The organism is Paenibacillus sp. Marseille-Q4541, assembly GCF_018310695.1.
Lineage (GTDB): Bacteria > Bacillota > Bacilli > Paenibacillales > Paenibacillaceae > Paenibacillus.
Window position 1 is genome coordinate 212,803 of sequence record NZ_JAGXCY010000001.1, and the last position, 26,188, is coordinate 238,990.

Sequence of the window (26,188 nt, forward strand, 5' to 3'; positions counted from 1 at the left end):
GTTCTACTGTTACTCATTTATTGGGTTTGGAAGTGGTGCAATAAGTAGGTTCACCGGTAGACTACTTGCCGGCGCTGCAGTCAGAAGAATTTCCACTTTACGCTCATAGTCGCCTGTCCGATATAGAACTGCCTGTTCATGAGGCGCCTTCACAGCTCCTCCTGAATAAAGCGGGGTGATCTCACCATTTACCATGGCGTAACCCGTGTAGGTACCCCCTCTTGGATTAAAGGAGATCAACGTGTTTGGTGCGACACGATCCAAAGTAATTTTATACAATACACCAAAATTTCCGGAGTTAGAAGCTCCTACACCGACCATTGGGTCTATCCCGGACAGATTTGGGTCATCTTTATTGTCTCCGAGTACGAGTCGCTGTGGTTCTTCTCCAAGCCGCTCGCTATACTTAATTTCTCTTGTTGCATTCGGATAAGTTCCACGGTTATGAACTCCATCCCGATCTAGGATTGGAAGTGTATTCACTACTTTCAGTGGATCTAGACTTTCGTCAATAATCACAACTCTATATTCAATAGGATAATCGCTATATACATCAGAGAATAAAGAAATAATCTCACGCTGTTTCATACTGGTCTTGCTCACATCCGTTAGGATGAGTTTGCTTTCTCCTGGTTTTAATGTAGTAGTCGATCGCTTCGAATCATCCTGCATGGATGCAAAATACCGCTGCACTGCATTTTTACCTGCTGCCTGCGCGATTGTCGTAGGCCCAGCAAACCCTAAATTTTCTGTCTGCACAGTGGCTGTAGCTGAATTTTTATTCGTCGCTACGACGTACATCTTCACTTTTTTGCCGGTGTTATTCAGATGATGAAGTAAGAACCGGGTGTTCCCAACAACCGTATCCTTATAAACGATCCCTTCCTTGTTTACCGTTTCCGGGCTGTTGCTCCGAATTAACGTACTCGGTTGATCACTATACGTATAGTTCACTTTTGACCATGTAGGCACAACAGAACCGTCAAATGAAAATTTCTCACCGATAGGGGTAAATAACTGATTAAACTCAGTGACCGTATAGAGCGTTTCATTCGTAATAGTGATCGTTTTCTCATAAGTGTTTGTAAGCCCTTTATTATCGGTTACTTTCAGACTGATGGTTTTAGGACCTGGGGTAAAAAAGGCCTGCGCGTTATTACTCCATTCCGTTTTAGCAATGGCCTCATCATCAGAACTCTGATCAGTGTATGTTATTGGCTCACCCATCTTATATTGTTCTTTATCCGTCACAAACTGCGCTACTGGCCGTTGATTAGGACGTAGGACGTTAACCGAGATCGAATAAGGATCACTCCAAGTTCCGCTCGAATCTTGTACATAGTATTTGACTGTATATTTACCAGGCGCTTCAAATACATCCTTTTTCCCTTCCCAACGCTCATTAATGATGGGCAGTCCTTTTGGAGAAAAAGCTTCTGACTTGTACGTTACAGCTTGTCCTGCATATACCTCAGAAGGCGACACGCTAAATTTGGCAACTGGCTTTGTAGATAAGTTCATAATAATTTGTTTATTAATGTTATCTACACTATAACTGATCCCCAGCGCCTGAGTTATAGCTGTAAGCGGCACCATAAATGTATTTTGGGTCTGATAGGATGTTCCTTTCATCGTTTTGGAAACACCGTTGACCTTATATTGATTGCTATTCGTTTTAAAAATCAACTCATTAGAACCTTGAATGATGCTCGTTTCTTTGGTTGTATTGTTATATATAACACGGTATCCTACTCGATCCACCAGTGCACGGATTGGCACATAGGATACTCCACTTTTCACCTGCATCGGTTGCGGTGCAAAGTAAGTTACACCGTCTTGAATCATTTTAGTACTGTTGTAAAAAAGGATAAGTTGACTACTACTTTGTGGCTGCACCTCTGGAACCACAGGATCTTCCGAATCTTCTTCAGCATCTGAAATTTCTTTCACATCAGTAACATTTGAATCCACTTCTCCGTACACATCAGTTGTTACCGCTTCTTTCGGAGATACTTCTTCTGTACCTTGTTCTATCTCTCCCGGTACTGCACTTGCCGGGTAAGCCGCTGCAACTTGTGTAGAAACTGCTAATAAGGTAAGCAGCGTTATTTTCTTAAAGTTCATTCTCCGACTCCTTTTGTATCCATTTTTGTATATATCCCTTAACATGTCATAGTATTAGACGCGAACAGCTCCGAAAAGTTGCTCCCCTTTTATCATGAATGAACAAAAACAGCACTTCTTTGACATGAATCTTCACATCAAAGAGTGCTGTTTTTGTTGTTTTATCATTCTTTACATTAATTTATTAGTGTGGGCATTTCTGCATTAGCAACCATCATCTCACGATATTCTGAAGGTTTCATACCGTAATGTTTGTGGAATACCTTAGAGAAATAACGGCGTTCTCTGTATCCAACAGAAGCACCAATAGAAGCAATACTGCGATCTGTGCTAGCAAGTAATTTCTTTGCTGTTTCCATTCTTTCTTTCGTAATATATTCCACAAATGTTACTCCAAAGTGACTTTTGAACAGCTGGCAAAAATAGCTAGGGCTAATATTCAGCTGATCTGCCATTTCCTCAATCCCCAGATCCTGATCTAGCCGAGAAGCAATATAATCTTTAGCGGAAGATACAAGGGAACCTGCCGATCTTCTTGGTTGCTCTTCACCACAAGCTTCTGCCAATGTCAGAGCGAGTTCATAAAATTCTCTTAATGTAAGAGGCTGAAGCATCACATTCCATATTTTTTCTTCAGCTTCTGGTTTCAACACACGCATTTCATGCATTTCGCGCAACATATGAACAACAACATAATGAAAATATTTTACTGCCTTTCCCGAAAGACCGTTCGAGTTCTGACAAATAACGTTGTACAACTGTTGTAAAATGTTCAAAATTTCATTTTTATTTTGATGTCTTATTCCAAGTGTCAATCGATCTGACCAAGCACGGGACATCCAGTCGTCCTCTTCTATAGACAAATCTTTACGTAGGGTAAGATGTTCCGGCTGTTCCACAAGCATCACCGCCTGTTGTGCTTTTAGGTACTGTTCCGCAAGCAATGAGAAGACAACTTCTTCTCCCTCGGAATATAAACGTACGTGCATACCAGCTTCTTCTTCAAATGTTTGTTTTAACTCGCTCATTCGCTCTTGAATGGTGTCTCGTCTGATTTTATCGAATAGAGAACGATGCTCAATGACGATACACCATTCACCTTCTCTCGTCTGAATGACAATACCTGGAGGTACAAGACTTGCGAGTTTCTTTTCCAATGCCTCACGGACATTTTCGTGCCAAATTTTACGTTCCTGATCACTCCAAAACATAGCTCTTCGGAAGTAATCTTGTGCATCCAGTAATATAAGTGTGTAAAGACTTTTCTCCTCATCTGTACCAGACTGTGGAACACATGGATTGGGACTTTCAGACTCCCCAAGAAGCAATTCAAGCAACCATTTCCGTCTGATCCAGTTACTCATCTGCTCTTGTTGTTGAGAGCCTTCCTGCTCCTTCATTTTCCTTGCCTGAATATTCTCAGCCAACTGGCCGATGGTTTGTTCCAACTCTATATAATCGATAGGCTTGCATATGTACTCCTTAACTCCTTGTTGGAGAGCAAGCCTTGCATATTCAAACTCTTGATAACCAGTTAGCAGCAATATTTCGCCATTCCCACCCTGGTCACGATACTGCTTTATGAAAGTCAGCCCATCCATTATTGGCATACGAATATCACATAGTATTAAGTCAGGATCATAATGAGCAACAAGTTCAAGTGCTTCGCTGCCTGTTCGCGCGGTACCGGCAATTTCTATCCCTAATGTTTCCCAGGAAATAAATTCAGTCAGGTTATCCAGAATCGGTTGTTCATCGTCAACAAGCAATACATTCAGATTCATGGTCTATCCCCCCACTCGTTTTTGGGCAATATACATCGGATGGCAGTTCCATAACCTTTTGAAGAACAGATGAAAATTCCATAATGATCCCCGTATTGGATACGAATACGATCTGCTACACTTCTTACACCGAGCCCGCGTCTTTCTGACATAACAGGACTATTTAATTTGGCTTGATGTTCAGACCATTCGGCTGATTCTTTTAGCATGTATTCGAAACGGTTCAAAACTTCATTATCCATACCAAGTCCGTTGTCCTCTACTTGCAAAACAACTTTCCCCATTTCTTCCCATGCACTGACCTTAATTTGACCCTTATAATCGATTCCTTCAAAACCATGCTGTATACTATTTTCCACCAGCGGTTGCAGCGTAAGTTTCAGAATCGGAAAAGATTCGAGCCCATAAGGGATATCAATATCGTATTCAAACAGGTCTGGAAAACGATACTTTTGAATCTCAAGATAACTCTTAAGATGCTTCACTTCTTCTTTAATCGTGATTTCTTCTTTATCCTGAATACTAATCCGTAAAATACTGCCGAGCCTCGTCACCATCTCACTGACCTTGCGACCTTCACCACGAAGTGCAAGACCGTTAATCGATTCGAGTGTATTGAATAAAAAGTGAGGTTTGATCTGTGCTTGAAGCACTCTCAGTTCTGCACTTGTTTTTTGCATTTGTTCTGCCTTCACTCTGGAGAATAAACCGCTTATTTTATCCATCAGGTCATTAAATCCCTGAGCTAGTAGTTGCATTTCATCATAACCTTTACCTTCCACTCTAGCGCTAAAGTCACCACTTTCCACTCTTCGCATAAATCGAACAAGTACGGCTATGGTACCCGTAATTCGGTTCATGAACAGAATGTTAAACATGAGTGCGGCGAGCAAACAAGCTAAAATGATAATGACATACCACTTGGCCAAGGCGGTTGTTTCCTGAGACAATGACTTCCAGGACGTGACAGATACCAGATGCCAAGGAGAATCCTTCATCTGATAAGAGGAAACAATACTTTCCTTGCCATCAAACCTTGATTTGAAACTATCGTACCCTTTGGAAAAAGGTTGATCCTGTTTCATCAGTTCTGACATACGCTGCCCCTGATAAGTCTTTGATGGATCATAAACGATAAGCCCGTCGTCATTCACCATCATGAAATCAGTATCTTGAGCACCACTCATACTAAGATTCCGAAAAATTCGATCAATTTCCCAGTTTTGAATTTGGACTACAAGAATTCCTATGTTTTGAAAGAAACTTAATTCTTTAATCAATCTGATTTGTGTAAATACAGGTTCGCTTCCTGTAAATTCTGGATATTCAAGTGGTGCAATCCACCTCGGAACCCCATTCAGTTTTATCACTTCATCATATAAGGAGTGCTTTTTAAATTGTTCAAAAGGCAACGTATTGAAGTTTTCTTTAGTAAAAATGGAAACAATGCGGTTTCCAGGCGATGGTTGAAGGTTATAAAGAAAAGCATAACTGATCGCCGGATAGTTATAGAGCAGGCTGCGAAAATTCCGCTGACTCGCGTTCAGGGACAATTGATCTCCTTCTCCGAGATTCACAGGATTATCCGCCGTAAGAGCCATATGAAAGACAGAGGTTGCGATACCATTATCGGTTACATTATTCATTTCACGAAACACGTTCTCAATACTGTAACTGATAGATTTAAGCGAATACTCAGCCTGCTCACTATACTTTTTCTCAATTGTATGAGAAGTAACTAGAAAAGTACCTATTCCCATTGCACACATTGGAATTACAATTAAGGCAAGAAACGCCATATATAGTTTCATTCGAAGGTTCATTTGGCATTTCTCCCTGTGTGCATCTTTACGTATATTAGGATCAGCCCTTAACGCTGCCCGCTGTTACGCCTTCAATGATTTGTTCTTGTAAAATCGCATAAATGATAATAACTGGAACGACACTATATACAATACCTGCAGACATTTGGGCGTAGTTCATTTGGTATTGATCTCGGAACTGAACCATCCCTACAGGAAGCGTACGAAGAGAATCCGTAGATAAGAAATAGTTGGCAAGCAAGAACTCATTCCAGTTACCGAGGAAGTTAACAATGAATACGGTAACAATGGCAGGAATGGTAAGAGGTAACACTATTTTAGCAAAAATTCCAGGAGCCCTCAACCCGTCCATAACCGCTGCTTCTTCGATTTCACTAGGTAACGATCGCATGAATGCAGCAAGAATAATGATGGTAAACGGCAGTGCATTCGCGATGTAAGGAATGATCAGTGCTAGATGCGTATCCAGAATATTCATTTTCCGTACTAATAGATAGATAGGCAGCATAAGAGAGTTATTCGGGATAAGCATACCTACAAGAATAAGACTGAAGAATGCTACATTCCATTTGCCATGCTTCATGCGTGTTACTGCAAAAGCAAACATCGCACCAAGCAAAATTGAAACGATGGAAGCCAAAATGGAGATATACATACTATTAATAAAATAAGTGCCTATCTTCGCATTAACCCATGCTTCTACATAGTTGTTAAATACAAACTCTTTCGGAATTCCAAACGGATTCAGTGCGATTTCGTTATTATCTTTCTTAACAGAAGAGAAAATAACGAATAAAAATGGAAACAGAATGACGAGCAGATACCCTAGCAAAAAGATATGAGGGATTGATTTTTTTAGTTGTGTCATATCAGTATTCAATCCTTTCACTACGGCGAGCTACGAGTAGCTGATAAAGAGCCGTCAGAATCAATGTAAAGATAAAGATGAGTACAGCGATGGTGTTACCATAACCATATTTGAAGTTCGTGATTGCATATTTAATCATGTATGTTGCAAGGACATCCGTTGAACCTGCTGGTCCACCTTTGGTCATAACGATAACGATATCAGCTGCCTTCATAGCACCTGCAATAGATAACATAATAACTACCGAGATAATCGGTTTGATTAGCGGAAGAGTAATGTTGAGCGCTCTTTGAAGACGAGTTGCACCGTCAATTTCAGCTGCTTCGTCCAGATCACGCGGTATGGCCAAGATTGCTGCAAGCACCATAATGATGTAGAACCCAGTCCATTGCCATGCATTCGTTAACAGGATCGAAAACATTGCATACTTCTCGTCTGATAACCAGTACAGCGGATCGATTCCGAAAAGGCCCAATATCTTGTTCAGCAATCCAATGTTAGGTTCATAAATAAAGCCCCACAAGATTCCGATAACGGCAGTTGACATAATAGAAGGTAAGAATACTGCTGTTTTGTATAAACCTTTTAATTTCTTAACGTTTGCGATGAGTAGAGAGAAAAAGACAATGAGTGGTACCTGAATAAAACAAGAAAATACGATAAACCATCCGTTGTTCTTAGCAGACTCCCAGAACCGTTCATCTCCGAAAGCTTTTGTATAATTGTCAAATCCAATAAACTTAGGGTTTGCAGATACTCCATTCCAGCTTGTAAAACTGTAATAGATCGAACTAAAAATCGGGTAAATGAAAAACAGAACGAACAAAAGTAACGCTGGTAAAATAAATAGTGTGTAAACAAGTGGATTACGAAGTGATTTGTTCATGCTGAACCTCCAATAAACGAGCCCATAATGGTTATCCTATGTTGCTTTAATACCTAGATGAAAGAGTAGAAAAAATACCCCGGACGCCGTCCGGGGTACGTAGCCCTTTGTTATCAATCTATTATTCAGCTGCTGAGTTTGCTTCTTCCTGAACTTTTTGCAGATCTTCTGCCATTTTTTCAGGAGTTGTTTGACCACCAATCAGTTTTTGAATTTGAATGTTACTGATTTCGGTAGTTACATCAGCCTGAACAAGAGAATCAAATGCCGGGAAGGAAGTTTCTGAAGCATTTAGAACTGCTACAATTTCTTTCGTAAGATCGTCGTTAATGTTTTTCGTAAGAACTTCTTCATCAAACTTCATAGCAGGCAGAACGCCATCCTCTACGAGCCCTCTGATTTGCATCTCTTCATTGTAAAGATTTTTGATAAAAGATTTCACAGCTGCTAGTTTTTGTGGATCATCAGCTACAGAAGCTGCAAAACCATAACCGTTGTTTACGTCACGCATGAGAGAAGTTTGGTCACCTACGCCACCTTCGATTGCAGGAAGGTTAAAGAAACCAACTTTGCCAATCAAACCTTCACCGGATTGACCTTCTTTAAATACAGAAGATTTCCAAGTTCCGTCATACATAAGGATTGCTTCACCACTTGTGAACTGAGTTGTGTATTCAGCGTATTCGAATCCAAGCTCACCTTTTTTGAAGTATCCATTGTTAACCCACTCTTGATACTTCGCGAAAGAGCTAACAACTGCTGGATCAGTCCATTTCGCTTCACCAGTTGCAAATTTATTCGTCACATCAGAACCAGCGTAACGGGACCATAAATGGTTTGCCAGCATCAGAGGTACCCAACCCGCTTTGGAAGCACCAGCTAGAGGTACTTTGCCATCTGCTTTAATATCTGCAAGCTGTTGCTCAAGCTCAGCAAATGTTGTAGGCGCTTTCCATCCTTTGGAATCATAGTACTCTTTGTTATAGAAGAATCCTTCACCGGAACCACCGATTGGAAGACCGTAAACGTTTCCTTCATATGTAAACGGATCTAGAGATGAGAATTTGTCGGAGATGCCGAGTTCATCCAGAATTGGAGTCAAGTTAAGTAGCATTCCTTCTTTAGCATATACTTTGGCATCCGGACTTCCGAAAAGATCGAAGATATCTGGTGGATTTCCTGCAGCCATTTCACCACGCAGTTTTTCTTTACGGTTTACATCTGAGTCCACACCATCCAGTGTAAAGGATGCTCCTTGAACTTCTTCTTCAACTTTTTTGATTACATCTTGCAAGATGGCCAAACGTTTTTGCTTGTCAGCCCCAACTTGCGTATGACGCAGAGTCATTTCAAATGGTTCAGTAGAAGCAGCTGGTGGTGTTTCCCCCGAAGTGCCCGGATCAGCAGCTGGAGTTTTTTCTGTACCACTACCACTACTACACGCGGCCAGAGTTAGTGATGCAGCAAGCATAATAGACATCATAGAACCAAACTTTTTCTTCAACATCTTGTGACCCTCCCCTTAGATTCCTGTGTAATGGATGAAATTTACATCCGCTTTACAATTTTCATTATAAAAACTTTTTGATTAGTCCGTAAGGACTACATTTTAGTAATGGAGGGATAAAATCATCGAAAAACAAAAAAATCTCCCTTCTAATGTTAGAAAGGAGATTTCAACTTATTTGACAAAATAAATGAACTAACAAGATATTTTGACTTTCATAGATTCCATACGGCCTTCTTCAATGAAACGATAAGCGCGGTCCACTTCTTCTTGTGTAGGAGAAGGAACTCCCTCTAGTGGATATTGTTTACCCAAAAGTTCCCACTTATAAACACCCATTTGATGATAAGGCAAAATCTCAAATTTTTCGACACCATTCAAGGTCCCAATAAACCGTCCCAAATTTCGCAAATCTTCTTCATCATCGTGAATTCCGGGAACAAATACATGTCTAATCCACATTTTTTTACCATGATCAGATAGCCAGTGCGCAGTCTCCAGCATCCGTTCATTGGATTTTCCGGTCAGTACTTTATGCTTCTCATCATTGATATGCTTGAGATCAAGAAGGACCAAATCGGTTGCATCAAGTAATTCTTCTATACGCTTCGTATCATTGAATCCGTTACTATCTAGCGTAGTATGAAGATTCCAGCGTTTTTTCACTTCTTGAAAAAGACTCGCTACAAACCCTGCTTGAAGCGTCGGTTCTCCTCCGGAGACAGTCAGGCCGCCACCAGAAGATTTATAGTAATTCAAGTATGGCTCGATCTCACTTAATACCTCTTCCAGCGTCATCGTCTTTCCGCCATCTAGTGCCCAAGTATCGGGATTATGACAATACTGGCACTTGAGAAGGCAACCTTGCATAAAGAGCACAAAGCGGATGCCTGGTCCATCGACAGTGCCGAAAGTTTCCAATGAATGAACATGTCCTTTTATCATCATTTCATCATCCTTCCACGCACCCGCTTGTGCGTTCATTTTGTAGAGATTACTTTAGTTACGTCTATTTTCGTTGTTTCTTACATACTTCCGTGGAACGTACGGTTAATGACATCCAGCTGTTGTTCTCTCGTCAGTTTAATGAAGTTAACTGCATAACCGGATACACGAACCGTAAGCTGTGGATAGTCTTCTGGATGCTCCATGGCGTCAATCAGTTGCTCGCGGTTAAAGACGTTGACGTTCAGGTGATGTGCCCCGCTGCCAAAATATCCGTCCATCATGGAAGTCAGGTTTGTTTTTTGAATCTCTTCTTCTTTACCCAAAGCTTTTGGAACAATAGAGAACGTATTAGAGATACCATCCAAACTGTGTTCATACGGCAGTTTCGCTACAGAGCTAAGACTTGCAAGTGCACCTTTTTTATCACGTCCGTGCATTGGGTTCGCACCTGGTGCAAATGGCTCGCCAGCTTTCCGTCCATCTGGGGTAGTTCCTGTTTTCTTACCGTACACGACATTAGATGTAATCGTAAGAACAGATTGTGTAGGCATCGCATTGCGATAAGCTTTGTGTTTACGAATCATGGTCATGAAAGATTCAACCAGTTCGACAGCAATTTGGTCTACGCGATCATCATTGTTACCGTAGCAAGGGAATTCCCCTTCGATTTCGAAATCAACGGCAATTCCGCGCTCGTCACGAATCGGACGTACTTTAGCATATTTAATGGCACTCAAGGAATCCGCTGCAACCGACAAACCGGCAATACCGCAAGCCATGGTGCGCAAAATGTCACGATCGTGCAGTGCCATTTCAATACGCTCGTAGCTGTATTTATCATGCATATAGTGAATTACATTGAGTGTGTTCATGTAGAGTTTAGCGAGCCATTCCATCATCGGTTTAAAGCGTTTCATAACTTCATCGTAATTCAGTACGTCAGATGTAATTGCAGGATATTCAGGTCCAATTTGCATGCCTAATTTCTCATCGACACCACCATTGATTGCGTACAGAAGAGCTTTGGCAAGGTTTGCACGTGCACCGAAGAACTGCATTTGTTTACCAATTCGCATCGCGGATACGCAGCAAGCAATACCATAGTCGTCACCGTAAATCGGACGCATCAGATCATCATTTTCATATTGAATGGAGCTTGTTTCGATGGAAACTTTAGCACAGTATTTCTTGAATCCTTCTGGCAGTTGTTCAGACCAAAGTACAGTAAGGTTCGGTTCTGGAGCTGCGCCGAGGTTATACAATGTATGAAGGAAACGGAAGCTGTTTTTCGTTACGCGTGTTCTTCCGTCCATACCCATGCCACCAATGGACTCAGTAACCCAAGTTGGGTCCCCACTGAACAGTTCATTATAATCAGGTGTGCGCAGGAATTTAACAATTCTGAGTTTCATTACAAAATGGTCTACAAGCTCTTGTGCTTCTTGTTCTGTAAGTGTTCCTTCTGCCAAATCACGTTCAATGTAGATATCTAGGAAAGAAGATACACGGCCAAGCGACATTGCCGCACCATTTTGTTCTTTAATTGCTGCAAGGTATGCGAAGTATACCCATTGGAAAGCTTCTTTTGCATTACGTGCTGGAGCTGAGATATCAAATCCATGCATATCGCCCAGTTGTTTCAGTTCTTGCAGAGCTCTAATTTGTTCGGAAAGTTCTTCACGAAGGCGAATGATATCTTCATCAATGACATCAACTTCAAGCTCATTTAGTTCTCTCTTTTTATCTTTAATTAGGAAATCAATACCGTACAAGGCTGCTCTACGATAATCACCAATGATACGTCCACGGCCGTAAGCATCTGGCAAACCTGTGATAATCCCTGCTTTACGGGCATTTCTCATATCAGAAGTATAAGCATCAAATACCCCTTGGTTATGTGTTTTTCGGATGGTAGTGAACATATCGATAATTTCTTGCGGAAGTTCAAACCCATATGCTTTACAAGCATCAACCATCATGCGGATACCGCCGAAAGGCTGAATGGAGCGTTTGAAAGGAGCGTCAGTCTGTACACCTACGATTTGTTCTTTTTCTTTATCAAGATATCCAGGTTGATGAGATACAATTGTTGAAGGTGTATTTACATCAACATCCAGAACTCCACCGTTTTCTCTTTCTTTTTTGGTAAGATCCATAATGATCTCCCAAAGTGCTTTTGTATTGTCAGTTGCCCCAGTCAGAAAGCTTTCATTACCTTCATAAGGCTTCAGATTTTTCTCTAAAAAGTTATTTACGTTTACTTCTTTTGTCCATTTTCCTGACTGGAAGTTTCTCCAACCATTCTGTACACTTTGCACTTCTTTTTCGGTTACCGCCATGGTAATCCCTCCAATAATTTGTGGTTTGATCTGGACTCATTGAGAGGACAAGGCGTGAAGGAAGGGCCTGGTCCGAATTCATTCCATGAAAGCTGTACTTCTTATTTCTGTAGAGCTGTTATTACTATCAATTCATTATGTGACATTTTTCACTACCTTGTTTGTTAAAACCCCTTCTCTTCACTTTACAAGGGAAGTGACCATTCATGGAACTGCTTTACAATTCAAATTATAGAACATATCTCACACCTACTCTGTGATAATAATCACAAAGTAGAAACTGTTATCCTATTTCATATTTCCTGTTATAGTCGCACACTTGAATAAGATAACAAGCGAGCTATAACTCCCTAACTAACAATAAAAAAAGCCGAGCTGTAAGGGATAATTCCCTCCTCAGCTCGGCTCTCTTCATTTTATTTATCGAAATTTCCGTAGAAGGCATTGCGATAGACATCAGCAAGCTCAGTCACTAGAGGTAGTTTTGGATTCGCTGTTGTACATTGATCTTCAAACGCACGATCTGCTAAATAATCTACACGAGATTCAAAATCTTTGGCATCAAAACCAAGCTCCTGAAACGTTTCCGGAATGCCCAGTTTTTTATTCATATCGCGGATCGCTTGGATGAGGCTATCTACCCCTTCCTCTGTCGTACTTGCTGGCAAGCCCAGAATTCTTGCGATCTCAGCATAGCGCTGGTCAGCTACAAAATGCGAATATTTCGGGAAAGAAGCAAATTTTGTCGGTTTTTTCGCATTATAACGGATGACGTGCGGCATTAGGATCGCATTCGTACGTCCGTGAGCGGTGTGGTACTGTCCTCCCCATTTGTGAGCAAGGGAATGGTTGATTCCAAGGAATGCATTCGCAAACGCCATACCTGCGATAGTCGAAGCGTTGTGCATTTTTTCTCTGGCCAGTTTATCTGCGGTGAGTGCGGATGCTTCGAGATATTCAAATACAAGCTGAATTGCTTTAATTGCAAGTCCGTCTGTATAGTCATTTGCCATAACCGAGACATAAGCTTCGATCGCATGGGTAAGTACATCCATTCCTGTATCAGCGACTGCCGTTTTAGGCAAACTATATACGAACTCAGGATCCACAATGGCCACATCTGGTGTAAGCTCATAATCGGCTAAAGGATATTTCGTATTACCGTTGTTTTTGTCTGTAATTACAGCAAACGAAGTTACTTCAGAACCTGTACCCGATGTTGTAGGAATAGCAACAAATTTAGCTTTTTGGCCAAGACGTGGGTATTTGTATATTCTTTTGCGAATATCCATAAATTTTTGTTTCAGGTTTTGGAAACTTGTATCTGGGTACTCATAGAACAGCCACATCGCTTTTGCTGCATCCATTGGTGAACCACCGCCAAGGGCAATAATGCAGTCAGGTTGGAATTGGTTCATCAATTCCGTACCACGATCTACTGTAGTAGTCGATGGATCTGGCTCTACATCAGAGAACACTTCAATGGCAACAGGTACACGGCGCTGGCGTAGATAATGTTCCACTTTTTCAACATAGCCTAGTTTTACCATCATCGGGTCAGTGACAATGAGAATACGAGAAATATCCGGCATTTTGGCAAGATACTGAGTAGCACCTTTTTCAAAGTACACTTTATTCGGAACTTTAAACCATTGCATATTCACAGTTCTACGCGCCACCCTTTTTACGTTAATTAGATTCACTGCGGTTACGTTGGAAGAAGTAGAATTGCGTCCATACGAGCCACAGCCGAGCGTAAGGGAAGGTATATTGGTATTGTAAATATCACCGATTGCACCATGGGTAGATGGCGAGTTCACAAGAATACGGCAAGTTTGCAAACGATCTGCAAAACGGTTGATTACTTCATCATTGTTAGAGTGGATAACCGAAGAGTGCCCCATTCCGCCAAAAGCAACAACTTCTGCTGCACGTTCAATCCCTTGATCTGCTGTTTTCACTTTGTAGCAAGCAAGGACTGGGCTAAGTTTCTCTGCAGAAAGCGGGAATTTCGTTCCGACACCATCGAGTTCTGCGATCAGGATTTTTGTTCCTTCTGGAACATGAATACCACACATTTGTGCAATCTTCATCGCGGACTGTCCTACAATTTTAGGATTAACTGCACATTTATCAGCCTGAATCGTTCCTGCAGTCAGTTTTGCTGTTTCTTCTTTCGTTACAAAATAACATCCATTATCAATTAACAATTTTTTCACTTCATTGTATACGGGTTCTTCGATAATTACTGCTTGCTCGGAAGCACAGATCATACCGTTATCAAAAGACTTGGATAAGATGAGATCGTTAACCGCTTGCTTCAGGTCAGCCGTTTTTTCTATGAAGCACGGAACATTCCCTGGCCCTACACCAAGAGCTGGTTTACCACAGCTGTATGCTGCTTTTACCATGGCACCACCGCCTGTAGCAAGGATCAGTGCAATGTCAGGGTGATTCATCAGTTCATTTGTTTTGTCCATGGAAGGTTCTTCAATCCACTGGATACAATCCGCTGGAGCTCCTTCTTTAATGGCTGCATCTCTCAAAATCCGGGCTGCTTCACGGCTTGAATTTTGTGCAGATGGATGGAAACCGAAAATAATTGGGTTACGTGTTTTGATAGCGATTAATGCTTTAAACATGGTTGTTGATGTTGGATTCGTTACTGGGGTGATCCCCATGATGACTCCGACAGGTTCAGCAATCTTTTGACAATTTTCAAATTCGTTGTCTTCAATGACACCGACTGTTTTATCATATTTAATTCCGTTATAGACGTATTCTGTAGCGAAAATATTTTTAATAATCTTGTCTTCATAAACACCGCGTCCTGTTTCTTCTACAGCTAGTTTTGCAAGATGCATGTGTTTATCTAGCCCAGCAAGTGCCATTGCCTGAACAATACGGTCAATAGCTGCTTGATCTAGTTCCATAAATGATTCGAGAGCTTTTTTTCCTTTTAGTACGATTTCGTTAATGTAATCCTTGGCAGTCCTTTCCTTTGTTACCTGTTCATTTTTAACAGCCATGTGATTCATCCTCCTACCAAAATGTATATAAATTTTGTTTCTCTCTTTTCTACGAGAACATCGTATCATGAATCATAATTAAAGTTTGTGATTATTTTCACATATTATGTGAATTGATTCACAAAGTTTTGTTGTGATATTCTCCTTTAGTGAAATGAATCACAAAGTTTATAATTTCGTCACACTTTGCCTTTCTTCTGCGCCCAAAAATCATATTCACGGGTATATACTTGAGGTATTCAGAGACCTAAATCACATTTATAGATCTTAGTAATCTAAGACACGAGATTAATTTTACGATAACAGCTAGGGGGAATTGATGATGACGAACACCACATTATTAGAAAAAACAGAGGGTAACACCAACTGCTTCTCCAAGGAAAATTTGGATCGACTTTTTGAATCTATGAAGGATCGAACTTTCCCCCAAGGATCTCATCTTTTCTGGGAAGGAGATGCAGCAGACAAACTCTTCTATATAAAAAAGGGTCGAATTAAAGTAACCAAATCAACGGATGAAGGAAAAGAACTGATCATGTATATTCATCAGGATGGGGATATGACAGGTCATGCGGATCCATTCTTTTCAAGCAGACATAGTTTCTCAGCAGAAGTTCTTGAAGAAAGCGAAGTTGGCATTATTGAAACGACTGATCTGGAAATGTTAATTGGTCTATATGGTGACTTTGCACTTGATTTCATGAAATGGATGGGAATTTATCACCGAATTACACAAACTAAATTCCGTGATCTCATGATGTATGGGAAGCAAGGTGCCCTCTGCTCAACTCTCATTCGTCTTGGCAATACTTACGGACAAGAACAAGCAGACGGAAGTATTCGAATCAATAAAAAAATGACCCATACCGACCTCTCGAATATGATTGGAGCTACGAGAGAGAGTGTGAACCGCATGCTCGGGGACCTACGAAAAAAAGGAGCTCTTGCTTATGATGGTGGGTTCATTATCATCAAAGAGCTAAGTACACTTCGTGAGATTTGCCGATGTGAACAATGTCCAGTTGAAATTTGCCGTATTTAAATAAAAACAAAACCGGTCTTCCCAAACGGAAGGCCGGTTTTTGTTTTTATGCGAATAGATTATCTCTGTTTACCTATCTCTGATTACTAATAAAGGATGTACAACATTAAATAGCTACTCCCGATCTCCGATTTCAACCTGAACTTTATCCCCTGGATTTAATATCATATCAAGTCCCTGTTCTACAAGTTCTTTGTTATTCACCTTCATAACCCATTTCTCCGAAATTCGAGGAGTATACCCTTCTATCGATTGAAGGTATTTTTGATTATCCGACAATTGGACGGAATCCGTACTCATTAGAAGATCTCTTACTGTTAGTGTCGGATCATACAGCCTGGCTATTGTTGTTCGTAAATCTGGATTATTCGGTCCCCCATTTAACATGAGAGTAACGGCTGAACCGTCTTTTTGACTTGTATCTATCGGTGTAGCGGGTACAATGGACAGTTCAATTGAATCCTTATCATTTAAGGATTGTCCCCATTCATCGTTGCTTACTTCCTTATCATTTCTTTTTACTTTCCACTTTAGGGTATCATCAAGGATAATAGAACCTACTGAAATGATCTGATTCGTTTCCTTCGATAAACCCGCAACGCGATCAAGAACCTCATAGATAGTCAATCCTTCATCATAACGAATTTGTAAGGATTGATTAATGGACGGTACAAAAGAACCACCCACCACATCCATTGTAACCTCACCGGGTGTTCCCTCTTCGGCTGCACCTATATCCTGGTTCCATGCGCTGCATCCCGTTATCAACATTACTAGCACCAGTAGAATGATAGCTGGAAATGTAATTGGATTTCGCACTTTCATGCTAACACCGCCTTACTTTTTTTGCCTCAGTCTACGAGCGATTATACTGTAACGTAATATAATTACTATAATTTTACAGAATTCTTCAAACTCATAACTCTAGCATACTATTATCCATACCTTCAATTCAACTTATAACGAAAAAAGCCCCATAAGGGGCTTCGTGTGCTTGAAATGATTCCTTCTATTCAACTACTGGACAGCAGCTTGCATATAGATCCGGTTCCCAGACATACTCTTAAAATAGGGCCCGAGTCCTTTAAACTGTTGTTCAGAAATATATACTCCTGTTGTTAAGCGTCCTTCTACCCTACTCGCATCCGCATCAAAAATGACGGAAGAAGGGTGTAAATCCTCCTGATACACAGGGATTGTTATGTTTCGTTTTCGATACGATTTACCGCTACTAGATAAGGGTTGTTCAGAGAAGTACGTAGGTACAAAGTAAGCGGCGATAATATCCATCTCATCTTCGGAAAAGAAGCTATCTGCACCGAGAAAAGGATGGAACAATCGAATTTCTTCATATTGAGACCAGATGATCGCCTGCAGAAACAAACTGATAAACGAAGTGATCGGCTTTCCATGCTCAGAAAGTAAGGTTGAAAGCTTATTGGAACAAAAGATGCTTGTATCCGATTTCACTTCCGTATTCGTAACTACATTCTCTGGGCTTCCTGGGTCGTACTCACTCCCTACATATTTCCATCCACTCGTTGTATTTATCCATTTCTGGAAATAAGTGCGAGGGAGCTGTCGTACAGCTTTCGAATGATTCGCGTCTGAGGAGAAGTAAAATTGTTTTACCATGGTGGCTGCTCTGTCATAGATCGACTGAACTTGTAAGGATGCACGTTCGAGCTCGTCAACTTCTTGCTTTTCGTAATTGACTTTGCGGGATACGACAATTTTATTCAAGTGAATCAGCCTCCCTACGCCATAATCGGCCTTTTTGAAATTATACTACGAAATCCGCCCAGAGGTGCAAGGACCACTTCTTTGGACAAAAAAACTCCTTATTTTCGTAAGGAAAATAAAGAGTTTTAAAGAGCACACCTTGCTTTTACTAATCGATCCATTCTTCTGCCCAATTTTGTATTTGTGCCATTACTGGTTCTAATGCTTTCCCTTTTTCAGTGAGTTCATATTCAATGCGTACAGGGGTTTCTGGATAAACATGACGCGTCAATATTCCTTCACTTTCTAAATCCTTCATCCGTTCAGATAGCATTTTATCACTCATCTGTGGAATGAGATTCGAGATATCTTTAAACCGTTTAGGACCATCCATCAATGTTCTAATAATAAGCCCATTCCATCTTTTCCCTAAAAACGAAAAGGCCGTTTCAAATCGTGGACACATCTTTAGATGTTGACCTTCCATAATATTCACCTCTTTAATAATTCCGTGAAAAACAACTTACTATAAGTTAGTATATTTCATAATAACATATTTTAACCTGAAAGAAAACGAAATATTAAAAATAGGCTATAAACGAACCTTTTTACAAAGATTACCCATTATGGAACATATTTAACCTCATTTGAAAAGTCATTAAAAAAGGCCGTCCTTAGACGGCCCTTCTACCCGTGGCGCTACTCAAGCTTATGATCCGTATCCCGCGCCTCCAGAAGTATTTATATAACTTAATTAAACACTTCTGGATCGGGTAAGGAATACGTTCAACATAGTACTAGATATGTTGACGCACCTCCTTTCCTGATAACTCCATTATAGCACGTTCCACTTCGTATAACTACTTGTTTTTGCTATAGAACATTTCATAAATCATCAAAAATAGACTGCCAAATATGGCAGTCTATTTTACTAATAAAGTTACAAGTGCTATACAAGAATATCTCCAAGCGGTCTTATCGGCTGGCTATTACCATATACAGGTTTGGTATGATGGATAGGGTAAGCCCATTTAATGGAGTTGCTAATTACCTTCATTACTTGTGGGTTATAGTAAGTTGGATGTGTTTCATGACCTGGACGGAAGTAGAAGATTTTTCCTTCCCCTCTTTTAAAGGTACATCCACTTCTAAATACTTCTCCACCAGCAAAATTACTCAAGAAAACAAGCTCATCTGGAGTTGGAATATCAAAAAACTCACCGTACATCTCTTCATGTTCCAAAATGATGTGACTCTCAATTCCTTCCGCGATCGGATGGCTTGGATTCACGCACCAAATAATTTCTTGCTCATTTGCTTCACGCCACTTGAGATCACAAGAAGTACCCATCAGGGCTTTAAAAGGTTTGGAGAAATGACCGGAGTGAAGTACAACAAAGCCCATTCCATCCAGTACACGCTTCACTACCTTGCTTACGATCTCGTCGCTAACTCTGTCATGTGCCATATGGCCCCACCAGATCAATACATCTGTTGTATTCAGAATGTCATCGGACAATCCATGTTCAGGTTGATCGAGCGTAGCGGTACGGATCGCATAACCTTCTCCAGCCAATCCATCCGCAATTACTTTGTGAATCCCTTCTGGATAAACTTCTCTAACCTCATCATGAATTTTCTCATGGACAAATTCATTCCAAATCGTGACGTTAATCATTTTTATTTCCCCCTAAAATGTTTACACCCACCACATATCGCCAAGAGGTTCTTCAATCAATACCTGCTTGAGATTGTGAACGGCTTTTGAAAAACCTTCCTCAACGGACATTAAGCCATCTTCATGCTCAATGCTTACAACGTAATCGTATCCTACAAGTCTCAGAGCACTGATGATATCTGCCCAAGTTTTCATGTCATGACCATATCCAACGGTACGGAACTGCCAAGCACGAGTTTGCATATTCGTATAATCCTGCATATCCGTTAGACCATACATATTTACGTTCACCGGATCTACCGTTGTATCTTTGGCATGGAAGTGGTGAATCGCACCTTCACGACCCAAAATTTTAACAGCTTCTACAGGATCAATACCTTGCCACCACATATGAGATGGGTCAAGGTTTGCACCAATAGCTTCCCCAGCTCGTTCACGTAAACGAAGCAGAGTTGCAGGTGTGTGAACTGAGAAACCACCATGAAGTTCAAGACCAACTTTCACGTTGTGATCGGAAGCAAATTTACCCTGTTCCGTCCAGTATGGTATCAGTTTATTCTCCCATTGCCATTTCAATACTTCTTGGAAATCATTTGGCCAAGGTGCTACAGGCCAGTTCGGATATTTAGCATCCTCGTGATCACCTGGGAGACCTGAGAATGTATTCACGACAGGTACTTCGAGTTTTTCGGCAAGTTTTACCGTATTCACGAAATCATCATGGAATTTTTTTGCAATGTCTTTTTGAGGGTGAAGCGGATTACCGTGGCAACTTAATGCACTGATGATTAATCCCCGAGATTCCACTGCTTTTTTGAATTCTTTCAGTTTTGTCTCATTCTCCAGAAGTTCTACTGGTTTACAGTGTGAATCTCCTGGATGTCCGCCTGTTCCAATTTCAATGGCTCCGAGCCCTTGGGAAGCAATGTAGTCGAGTGCATCTTCAAATTTTCTACCGCCGAATAATACGGCAAATACTCCTAATTTCATAACGAATTCCCTCCTGTATCCATATTAACTACGTTTCAAGCTGGGTATAGAAAGCCCTTCGCAGTTCTCGTAATTATCGTTAACTCACGATTTCTACCTTTGGGCTTCTATTCTCTATTACCCTCGTTGCTTGTTTCTATGATCATTGATATTAGTCGAAGTACACCGCTTTACCTGTACGTGCAGATTCATAAATAGCTTCAAGAATTTGAGTAACTACGATAGCTTGTTCCGGTTTCACCAGTGGTTCTTTATCTTCAAGCACAGCTTCGATCCACATTCTAGCTTCACGATCGGCCTCTGTTTCGCTTTCTCCTGAGTAGAAAGCAACGCCCCCAGCGTTCAGGTCAATGTTTTGATCATAAAGTCTGCTTAGTTTCTCACCGTTCAAACGAAGGCCATTTTTCATATCAGCTCCGCCTTCAGTACCTGCGAGAAGCGTTTGAGCTTCTCCTTGTTCTACAATATTCAGCGCCCAACTTGCTTCCACCTGAATCGTTGCACCGTTCTCCATCGTTACAAATCCAAACGCAGAATCTTCTACTTTAAACGCTTCCGTATCCCAAGGACCAAATGCGTTCGCTGCATTTTCACGATCACTAAGTTTGTGGAACACGGAACCCATAACACTTTTCGGTTTGTAATTGTCCATCAGCCATAAAGTCAGGTCGAGTGCGTGTGTACCGATATCAATCAGTGGTCCCCCACCTTGTTTCTCTTCATCCAAGAATACACCCCAAGTTGGAACACCGCGGCGACGAAGTGCAATCGCTTTACCGTAGTAAATATCCCCTAGATCTCCTTCTTCTATGAGCTGCTTCAGATACAGACTGTCGTTACGGAAACGGTTTTGATAAGCAATAGACAGTTTTTTACCAGTACGTTTTGCTGCTTCAACCATTTCACGAGCTTGTTCCGTTGTTTTAGCCATTGGCTTCTCACACATAACATGCTTACCGGCTTCAAGTGCAGCAACGGTGATAGGTGAATGAGAATCATTAGGGGTACATACGTGCACAACATCGATAGATCCATCTTTTAATAGTTCATGATAGTCCGTATATACTTTAGCGCCTTCTGCACCATACTTCGCAGCTGCTTCTTCTGCGCGAGACTGTTCAATGTCGCAGAATGCAACCATTTCTGCATTTTTTTGTTTGGATAGAGATGGCATATGTTTACCGTTTGCGATACCTCCGCAACCGATAATAGCTACTTTTACTGTTTTAGACATTTACTTTTCCTCCGTTTTTCACGTATTCTTTGACCCAATTCAAGCTAGTTTCAATGCTCTGTAATGGAGGATTTGTACAAATGTCCTGTTCAACAACGATCCATTCCACTCCCGCTTTATCAGCTGCATCCCCAACTGCTGCCACATTCACTTCTCCTTGACCAAGCTCAACGGTCAACGGACTTCCATCTTCTTTACGTTTTACATCTTTCCAGTGAACAATCGGAAGGCGCCCAGCGTAAGCTGCGATATATTCAGCCGGATTATATCCTGCATAATGAATCCAACAAGTATCAAGTTCAGCCAGCAACTCTGTTTCAGGTAGCGTGTCGTACATCGTATCGAGTGCTGTTTTGCCGTTTATTTTCTCCGTAAGTTCGAAATCATGGTTATGATATAGAAGCACCATATCTTGTTGCTTCAGCTTATTACCAATCTCCTTAAGATTTGTGAAGATTGCATTCCAGTCACTCCGCTGCTCTTCAGACAGATAAGGAACGACAATATTGCGGTTACCGATTGCTTTGTGGTAAGCAACTACATTATCAAAATCGTTTACCAAGCTATCGTACTGTACATGAGTACCCACGACTTCAAGCCCAAGCTCATCAAGCAATGATTTGACTTCTTCGGCAGAATATCCGTAAAAGTGATGGAATTCCACTCCTTGATATCCCAGTTCCGCTACTTTAGCCAAAGTGCCTTTGAAGTCTTGTTCCAATAAATCGCGCAGTGTGTACATTTGAAGTCCGAGTTTTAACATAATGAGTCACCTCTTCTGATGGATTCGTTATTAAGACTGCTTAGAAACTATTTCGGATGTCTCTTCGGTTTATTCCGCTACTACCTGTTCAACTTTAGGGTCGTGTAAAGTACTTTCTAAAATCACATGTCTTCCTTCCAATGAGGAGCGTTCGAATGCATGCATTGCTTCGAGAACATGATAACCGAGCTGTCCACTTGCCTCAGCAGGTGCCTGATTGCGAATGGCTTCCACCATTTGGTTTATACCTAAACCACGCTCATTCTGTTCACTCGTGAATACAGGCTGTACGATTTCCCATTCTTCTGAACCATGCTTTCTTAGCTTTACATCTCCATTAAAGAAGTTAGGATCCGGAACCTGAAGTGTACCTGCCGTACCATGAATTTCGATCAGCGGCAAATTGGAGCCTGCGCGAATATCAAAGCTCGCAATCATCGTTCCAATTACCCCATTTTCAAAATCAATGGTTCCTGCCAGATGCGTCGGTGTCTGTACCTGAAGCTTCTGTCCTTGTTTTGGTCCAGAACCAATGACACGATCAGGGATTTGAATTCCTGTCGAAGCACTAATTCTTCGAATTGGCCCAAGGATTTTGACTAAGGCCGTTAAATAATACGGTCCCATATCAAGCATCGGTCCGCCACCGGAAGCATAAAAGAACTCTGGATCAGGATGCCATGATTCAGGCCCGTCGCCCATAAAAAATGCAGTAGCAGAAACGGGAGTCCCGATTAAACCACTAGCGATGGCATGAATCGAAGTTTGAATACCTGAACCCATAAATGTATCAGGTGAACATCCTACATAAAGTCCTTTTTCTTCCGCAAGTTCCAGTACCTTACGACCGTCTTCAAGCGAAACCGTAAATGGCTTTTCACCATAAACATGCTTTCCTGCTTGCAGAGCAGCAATATTGGTTAAGGCATGGCTGCCGGGTACCGTCAAATTTAAAATCAGTTCAATTTCTTCATTGTTCAGCATTTCGTCTACCGTGTAAACGTTTTCTATACTGAATTCAGTTGCCCTTGCCTCGGCGCGCTCCATAATCAGGTCAGCAACCGCCACGACTTCAATCACAGGGCTTTTCTTCAGGTTGGTAAGATAAATACTGCTGATGTTACCACACCCGATAATGCCTGTTTTCATTTTTTTCATTTCCACGAGTGGTGTCACTCCTCTGACGTATTGGTCTTTGGAAATATAACTCTTAAATCATGGTTCTATAGTATTCGATCTATTTTTAAATTAAAATGAAGTATATGATAAAAACATGAACAATCTGGTCATAATTTTTTCGTCCAAGGAGATTTAACTTATGTCAGTAGAACAAACCTGCCAGGTTCTTACAGCAGGCTTCTCATTTCATCGTAAACCTTACTATGTTTCACAGCCAGACGGAGTCAAAAACTATTTATTGCGGTTGCAAACAGATGGCCGTTGCCGTGCAAAAGTAGATGGTAAACTTACTTTTATCGAATCCGGAGATCTTCTTTTATATCATCCTACTGAGCCGTATGAACTGAAAATTGATAATGAAGAGAATAAGGTGGGGGATATCCTCGTAGAAAGCGGGGATTATCATATCTTTTTTAATGGACAATGGATCGATGATTGGTGGAATAAAAAAAAGCGACCAACACTGATCAAGGTGGAGTTAACAGAAAGTTTACTTACTTTATTCCGTCAAATCGTTCTTGAACAGCGCCGGATCGCCAACCCATACCCAGAAATACCGAGTTACTACATGCGGATATTGTGTCTGGAGATCGATCGACTCCTATCGGAGCAACCTACTTCCACACAAAACGGTTATCTAGCCTTTCAGATAAAAAATTATATTGTGGAAAATGCCTCAACTCTTTTCAAACTAGAAGATGTCGCATCTAGTGTAGGTGTCAGTGTTTCCCGAGCCGTTCATTTGTTTAAGGAAGCATTTGATACCAGCATTATGCAGTATACGATGGATGTCCGGCTTAACATGGCACGGGAACGTATTGTTTTTAGTCCCATGCCACTTGAACATATCGCTGAATCCTGCGGATTCAATAGCTATACTTATTTTCACCGGGTATTTCGCTCGAAATATGGCATGGCACCTAGAGAATTTCGTTCCATTCACCGGGAACAGCTACTCTAATTCGTCTGTTTGTTCTCACGATTCGCGATAACCTCGGTCACAACGAACGCTAGATCTTCATTGCCATACAAAGACAAGACGCCGAGAAGCGTATCATCACCAATCTCCCCTGCTTCTTCCTTCGGAACAACGAGACTTAGCACATGCTGGAGTCTTTCATTATGTTTTTGATCGGGGTAAGCTTGCCGGTAAAGTTCTTCCGGGTCTTGTCCATTGTTTACGCACCATTGGGCAAACACAAGAATCATCATATCCTCGTCTTGTCTGTAACTTTCAATAATTTGTTCTTCTCTTGTTTTATGATCCATAAAAATACCCCCTGTTTTACTTCTTTTATATGAAGTTATGTTTTAATAAGTAATTGTTCTGCCAGTTCATGACTTGCCAGCAAGTGAGCAGCATGCAATTCGCATAGCTCCTGATCCTTATCGATATGATCCAGAAAATGCTCCACCGTCTGAACGAACCCTCTCCGTTTTACAATGGAATCCCAATTGCCGCAAGTAATAATAGTTTCCCCTCTACCGGGTTCCCATCTCTTCGCCGTTTCCATTTGTTCTACAATCGTAGTTCGGCCCTGTCCATGAAGTTCTACTCTTTCAAGATCAGCTCCAGCAAAACGAATCGTGGAGATTGTACCAAACCCTTCGTTCTTTTCTCCAAACCGGATCTGTCCATGTCCTTGCAGCAGACTTCCACCTGGACTTGAGTGCAGCTGGTGTGAGACTAGTTCGTAATCTTCTCCGCTAAGCCAAAGCAACGTATCGATCATATGAATAAAGTCATCATAAACCGTGACACGAGCAGAATCAGTACTGAGCTTGCTTCGATGTTTGCTTAAGGAAATGTGCTCGATGGCTCCTTTTTCGGTAATCCATGACTTAGCATCTCTATAAAGTGGAGCAAATCTGCGATTAAAACCTACTGCCAGTAGTATATTCATGGATTCTGCAAATGCAGCCATTTCAATCGATTCCTTCAGATCGTAGGATAACGGTTTGTCTACATAAACAGCAATTCCTTGCTCTATACAAGCCATAACTAATTCATGATGTGATTCAGTGGCACTATGTATAAACACAGCATCTATTTCCCAGCCAAGCAGTTCTTTTATGGAAGTCGTCCCTTTAGAAATTCGATAGAGTTGCATCACTTCCTCAACCTTGTTCATAGAACGATTCATTACACCTACGATTTCAACCCTTGGATGCACCGATAAAATGGGCAAATACACTTTTCTTGCAATATCTCCAAGCCCGATTAATGCAACCCTGATTCGTTCTGATCTGTTCATATTGTATCCCTCACTTC

At 41.2% G+C, this 26,188-nt stretch carries 21 protein-coding genes; 2 read left to right on the plus strand and 19 right to left on the minus strand.

Annotation, left to right across the window (positions count from 1 at the left end):
• Nucleotides 1-9: 9 nt before the first annotated feature.
• From KFT32_RS01115 to adhE, 9 genes are all read right to left on the minus strand, one after another.
• Nucleotides 10-2,124, minus strand: coding sequence for a stalk domain-containing protein (locus KFT32_RS01115; RefSeq protein WP_211745203.1), 2,115 nt, complete (start codon nt 2,122-2,124; stop codon nt 10-12).
• A gap of 176 nt (nt 2,125-2,300) precedes the next feature.
• Nucleotides 2,301-3,908, minus strand: coding sequence for a response regulator (locus KFT32_RS01120; protein WP_211745204.1), 1,608 nt, complete (start codon nt 3,906-3,908; stop codon nt 2,301-2,303).
• Complete coding sequence (locus KFT32_RS01125; protein WP_211745205.1) at nt 3,905-5,731, minus strand: cache domain-containing sensor histidine kinase; 1,827 nt, start codon at nt 5,729-5,731, stop codon at nt 3,905-3,907. Before KFT32_RS01125 ends, KFT32_RS01120 begins: the two co-directional genes overlap by 4 nt.
• 40 nt (nt 5,732-5,771) lie before the next feature.
• Entirely contained in the window at nt 5,772-6,599 is an 828-nt protein-coding gene (locus KFT32_RS01130) for a carbohydrate ABC transporter permease (protein ID WP_211745206.1), read from the minus strand.
• A 1-nt stretch (nt 6,600) separates the two neighbouring features.
• Nucleotides 6,601-7,485, minus strand: coding sequence for a carbohydrate ABC transporter permease (locus KFT32_RS01135; protein WP_211745208.1), 885 nt, complete (start codon nt 7,483-7,485; stop codon nt 6,601-6,603).
• A 121-nt stretch (nt 7,486-7,606) separates the two neighbouring features.
• Nucleotides 7,607-8,992 carry an ABC transporter substrate-binding protein gene (locus KFT32_RS01140; protein WP_211745210.1) on the minus strand — a complete coding sequence of 462 codons (1,386 nt, stop codon included), beginning with the start codon at nt 8,990-8,992 and terminating at the stop codon, nt 7,607-7,609.
• Nucleotides 8,993-9,187: 195 nt separating this feature from the next.
• Nucleotides 9,188-9,937, minus strand: coding sequence for a pyruvate formate-lyase-activating protein (gene pflA / locus KFT32_RS01145; protein WP_211745570.1), 750 nt, complete (start codon nt 9,935-9,937; stop codon nt 9,188-9,190).
• An 80-nt stretch (nt 9,938-10,017) separates the two neighbouring features.
• On the minus strand, nt 10,018-12,279 hold the full coding sequence (gene pflB / locus KFT32_RS01150; RefSeq protein ID WP_211745212.1) for a formate C-acetyltransferase: 2,262 nt from the start codon (nt 12,277-12,279) through the stop codon (nt 10,018-10,020).
• Between the two features lie 416 nt (nt 12,280-12,695).
• On the minus strand, nt 12,696-15,308 hold the full coding sequence (gene adhE, locus KFT32_RS01155; protein ID WP_211745214.1) for a bifunctional acetaldehyde-CoA/alcohol dehydrogenase: 2,613 nt from the start codon (nt 15,306-15,308) through the stop codon (nt 12,696-12,698).
• Between the two features lie 322 nt (nt 15,309-15,630).
• Here adhE and KFT32_RS01160 point away from each other — a divergent pair, with 322 nt between their 5' ends.
• Nucleotides 15,631-16,350, plus strand: coding sequence for a Crp/Fnr family transcriptional regulator (locus KFT32_RS01160; RefSeq protein ID WP_481856289.1), 720 nt, complete (start codon nt 15,631-15,633; stop codon nt 16,348-16,350).
• Between the two features lie 114 nt (nt 16,351-16,464).
• Here the strand turns inward: KFT32_RS01160 and KFT32_RS01165 are convergent, their stop codons facing one another.
• The 8 genes from KFT32_RS01165 to KFT32_RS01200 all read right to left on the minus strand — a co-directional run bounded on the left by KFT32_RS01165 (nt 16,465) and on the right by KFT32_RS01200 (nt 23,895).
• The gene (locus tag KFT32_RS01165; RefSeq protein WP_211745218.1) at nt 16,465-17,175 is read right to left on the minus strand and encodes a hypothetical protein; all 711 of its coding nucleotides are present in this window, start codon (nt 17,173-17,175) and stop codon (nt 16,465-16,467) included.
• Between the two features lie 192 nt (nt 17,176-17,367).
• Nucleotides 17,368-18,093 carry a hypothetical protein gene (locus KFT32_RS01170; RefSeq protein ID WP_211745220.1) on the minus strand — a complete coding sequence of 242 codons (726 nt, stop codon included), beginning with the start codon at nt 18,091-18,093 and terminating at the stop codon, nt 17,368-17,370.
• A gap of 148 nt (nt 18,094-18,241) precedes the next feature.
• Nucleotides 18,242-18,559 carry a winged helix-turn-helix transcriptional regulator gene (locus KFT32_RS01175; RefSeq protein ID WP_211745222.1) on the minus strand — a complete coding sequence of 106 codons (318 nt, stop codon included), beginning with the start codon at nt 18,557-18,559 and terminating at the stop codon, nt 18,242-18,244.
• Between the two features lie 462 nt (nt 18,560-19,021).
• The gene (locus KFT32_RS01180) at nt 19,022-19,750 is read right to left on the minus strand and encodes a ThuA domain-containing protein (RefSeq protein ID WP_211745224.1); all 729 of its coding nucleotides are present in this window, start codon (nt 19,748-19,750) and stop codon (nt 19,022-19,024) included.
• Between the two features lie 21 nt (nt 19,751-19,771).
• Nucleotides 19,772-20,740, minus strand: a complete 969-nt coding sequence (locus tag KFT32_RS01185) for a sugar phosphate isomerase/epimerase family protein (protein WP_211745225.1) — start codon at nt 20,738-20,740, stop codon at nt 19,772-19,774.
• 151 nt (nt 20,741-20,891) lie between these two features.
• Nucleotides 20,892-21,974 carry a Gfo/Idh/MocA family protein gene (locus tag KFT32_RS01190; RefSeq protein ID WP_211745227.1) on the minus strand — a complete coding sequence of 361 codons (1,083 nt, stop codon included), beginning with the start codon at nt 21,972-21,974 and terminating at the stop codon, nt 20,892-20,894.
• Nucleotides 21,967-22,737, minus strand: coding sequence for a sugar phosphate isomerase/epimerase family protein (locus KFT32_RS01195; RefSeq protein WP_211745229.1), 771 nt, complete (start codon nt 22,735-22,737; stop codon nt 21,967-21,969). The genes KFT32_RS01190 and KFT32_RS01195 overlap by 8 nt, the downstream gene beginning before the upstream one ends.
• 69 nt (nt 22,738-22,806) lie before the next feature.
• Nucleotides 22,807-23,895: a Gfo/Idh/MocA family protein gene (locus KFT32_RS01200; protein WP_211745571.1), complete on the minus strand. Its 1,089-nt coding sequence runs from the start codon at nt 23,893-23,895 to the stop codon at nt 22,807-22,809.
• 160 nt (nt 23,896-24,055) lie between these two features.
• Here KFT32_RS01200 and KFT32_RS01205 point away from each other — a divergent pair, with 160 nt between their 5' ends.
• Nucleotides 24,056-24,877, plus strand: coding sequence for an AraC family transcriptional regulator (locus KFT32_RS01205; RefSeq protein WP_211745231.1), 822 nt, complete (start codon nt 24,056-24,058; stop codon nt 24,875-24,877).
• Here the strand turns inward: KFT32_RS01205 and KFT32_RS01210 are convergent.
• Entirely contained in the window at nt 24,874-25,185 is a 312-nt protein-coding gene (locus tag KFT32_RS01210) for a hypothetical protein (RefSeq protein WP_211745233.1), read from the minus strand. The genes KFT32_RS01205 and KFT32_RS01210 overlap by 4 nt on opposite strands.
• A 35-nt stretch (nt 25,186-25,220) precedes the next feature.
• The gene (locus KFT32_RS01215; protein WP_211745235.1) at nt 25,221-26,171 is read right to left on the minus strand and encodes a Gfo/Idh/MocA family protein; all 951 of its coding nucleotides are present in this window, start codon (nt 26,169-26,171) and stop codon (nt 25,221-25,223) included.
• Between the last annotated feature and the right edge of the window lie 17 nt (nt 26,172-26,188).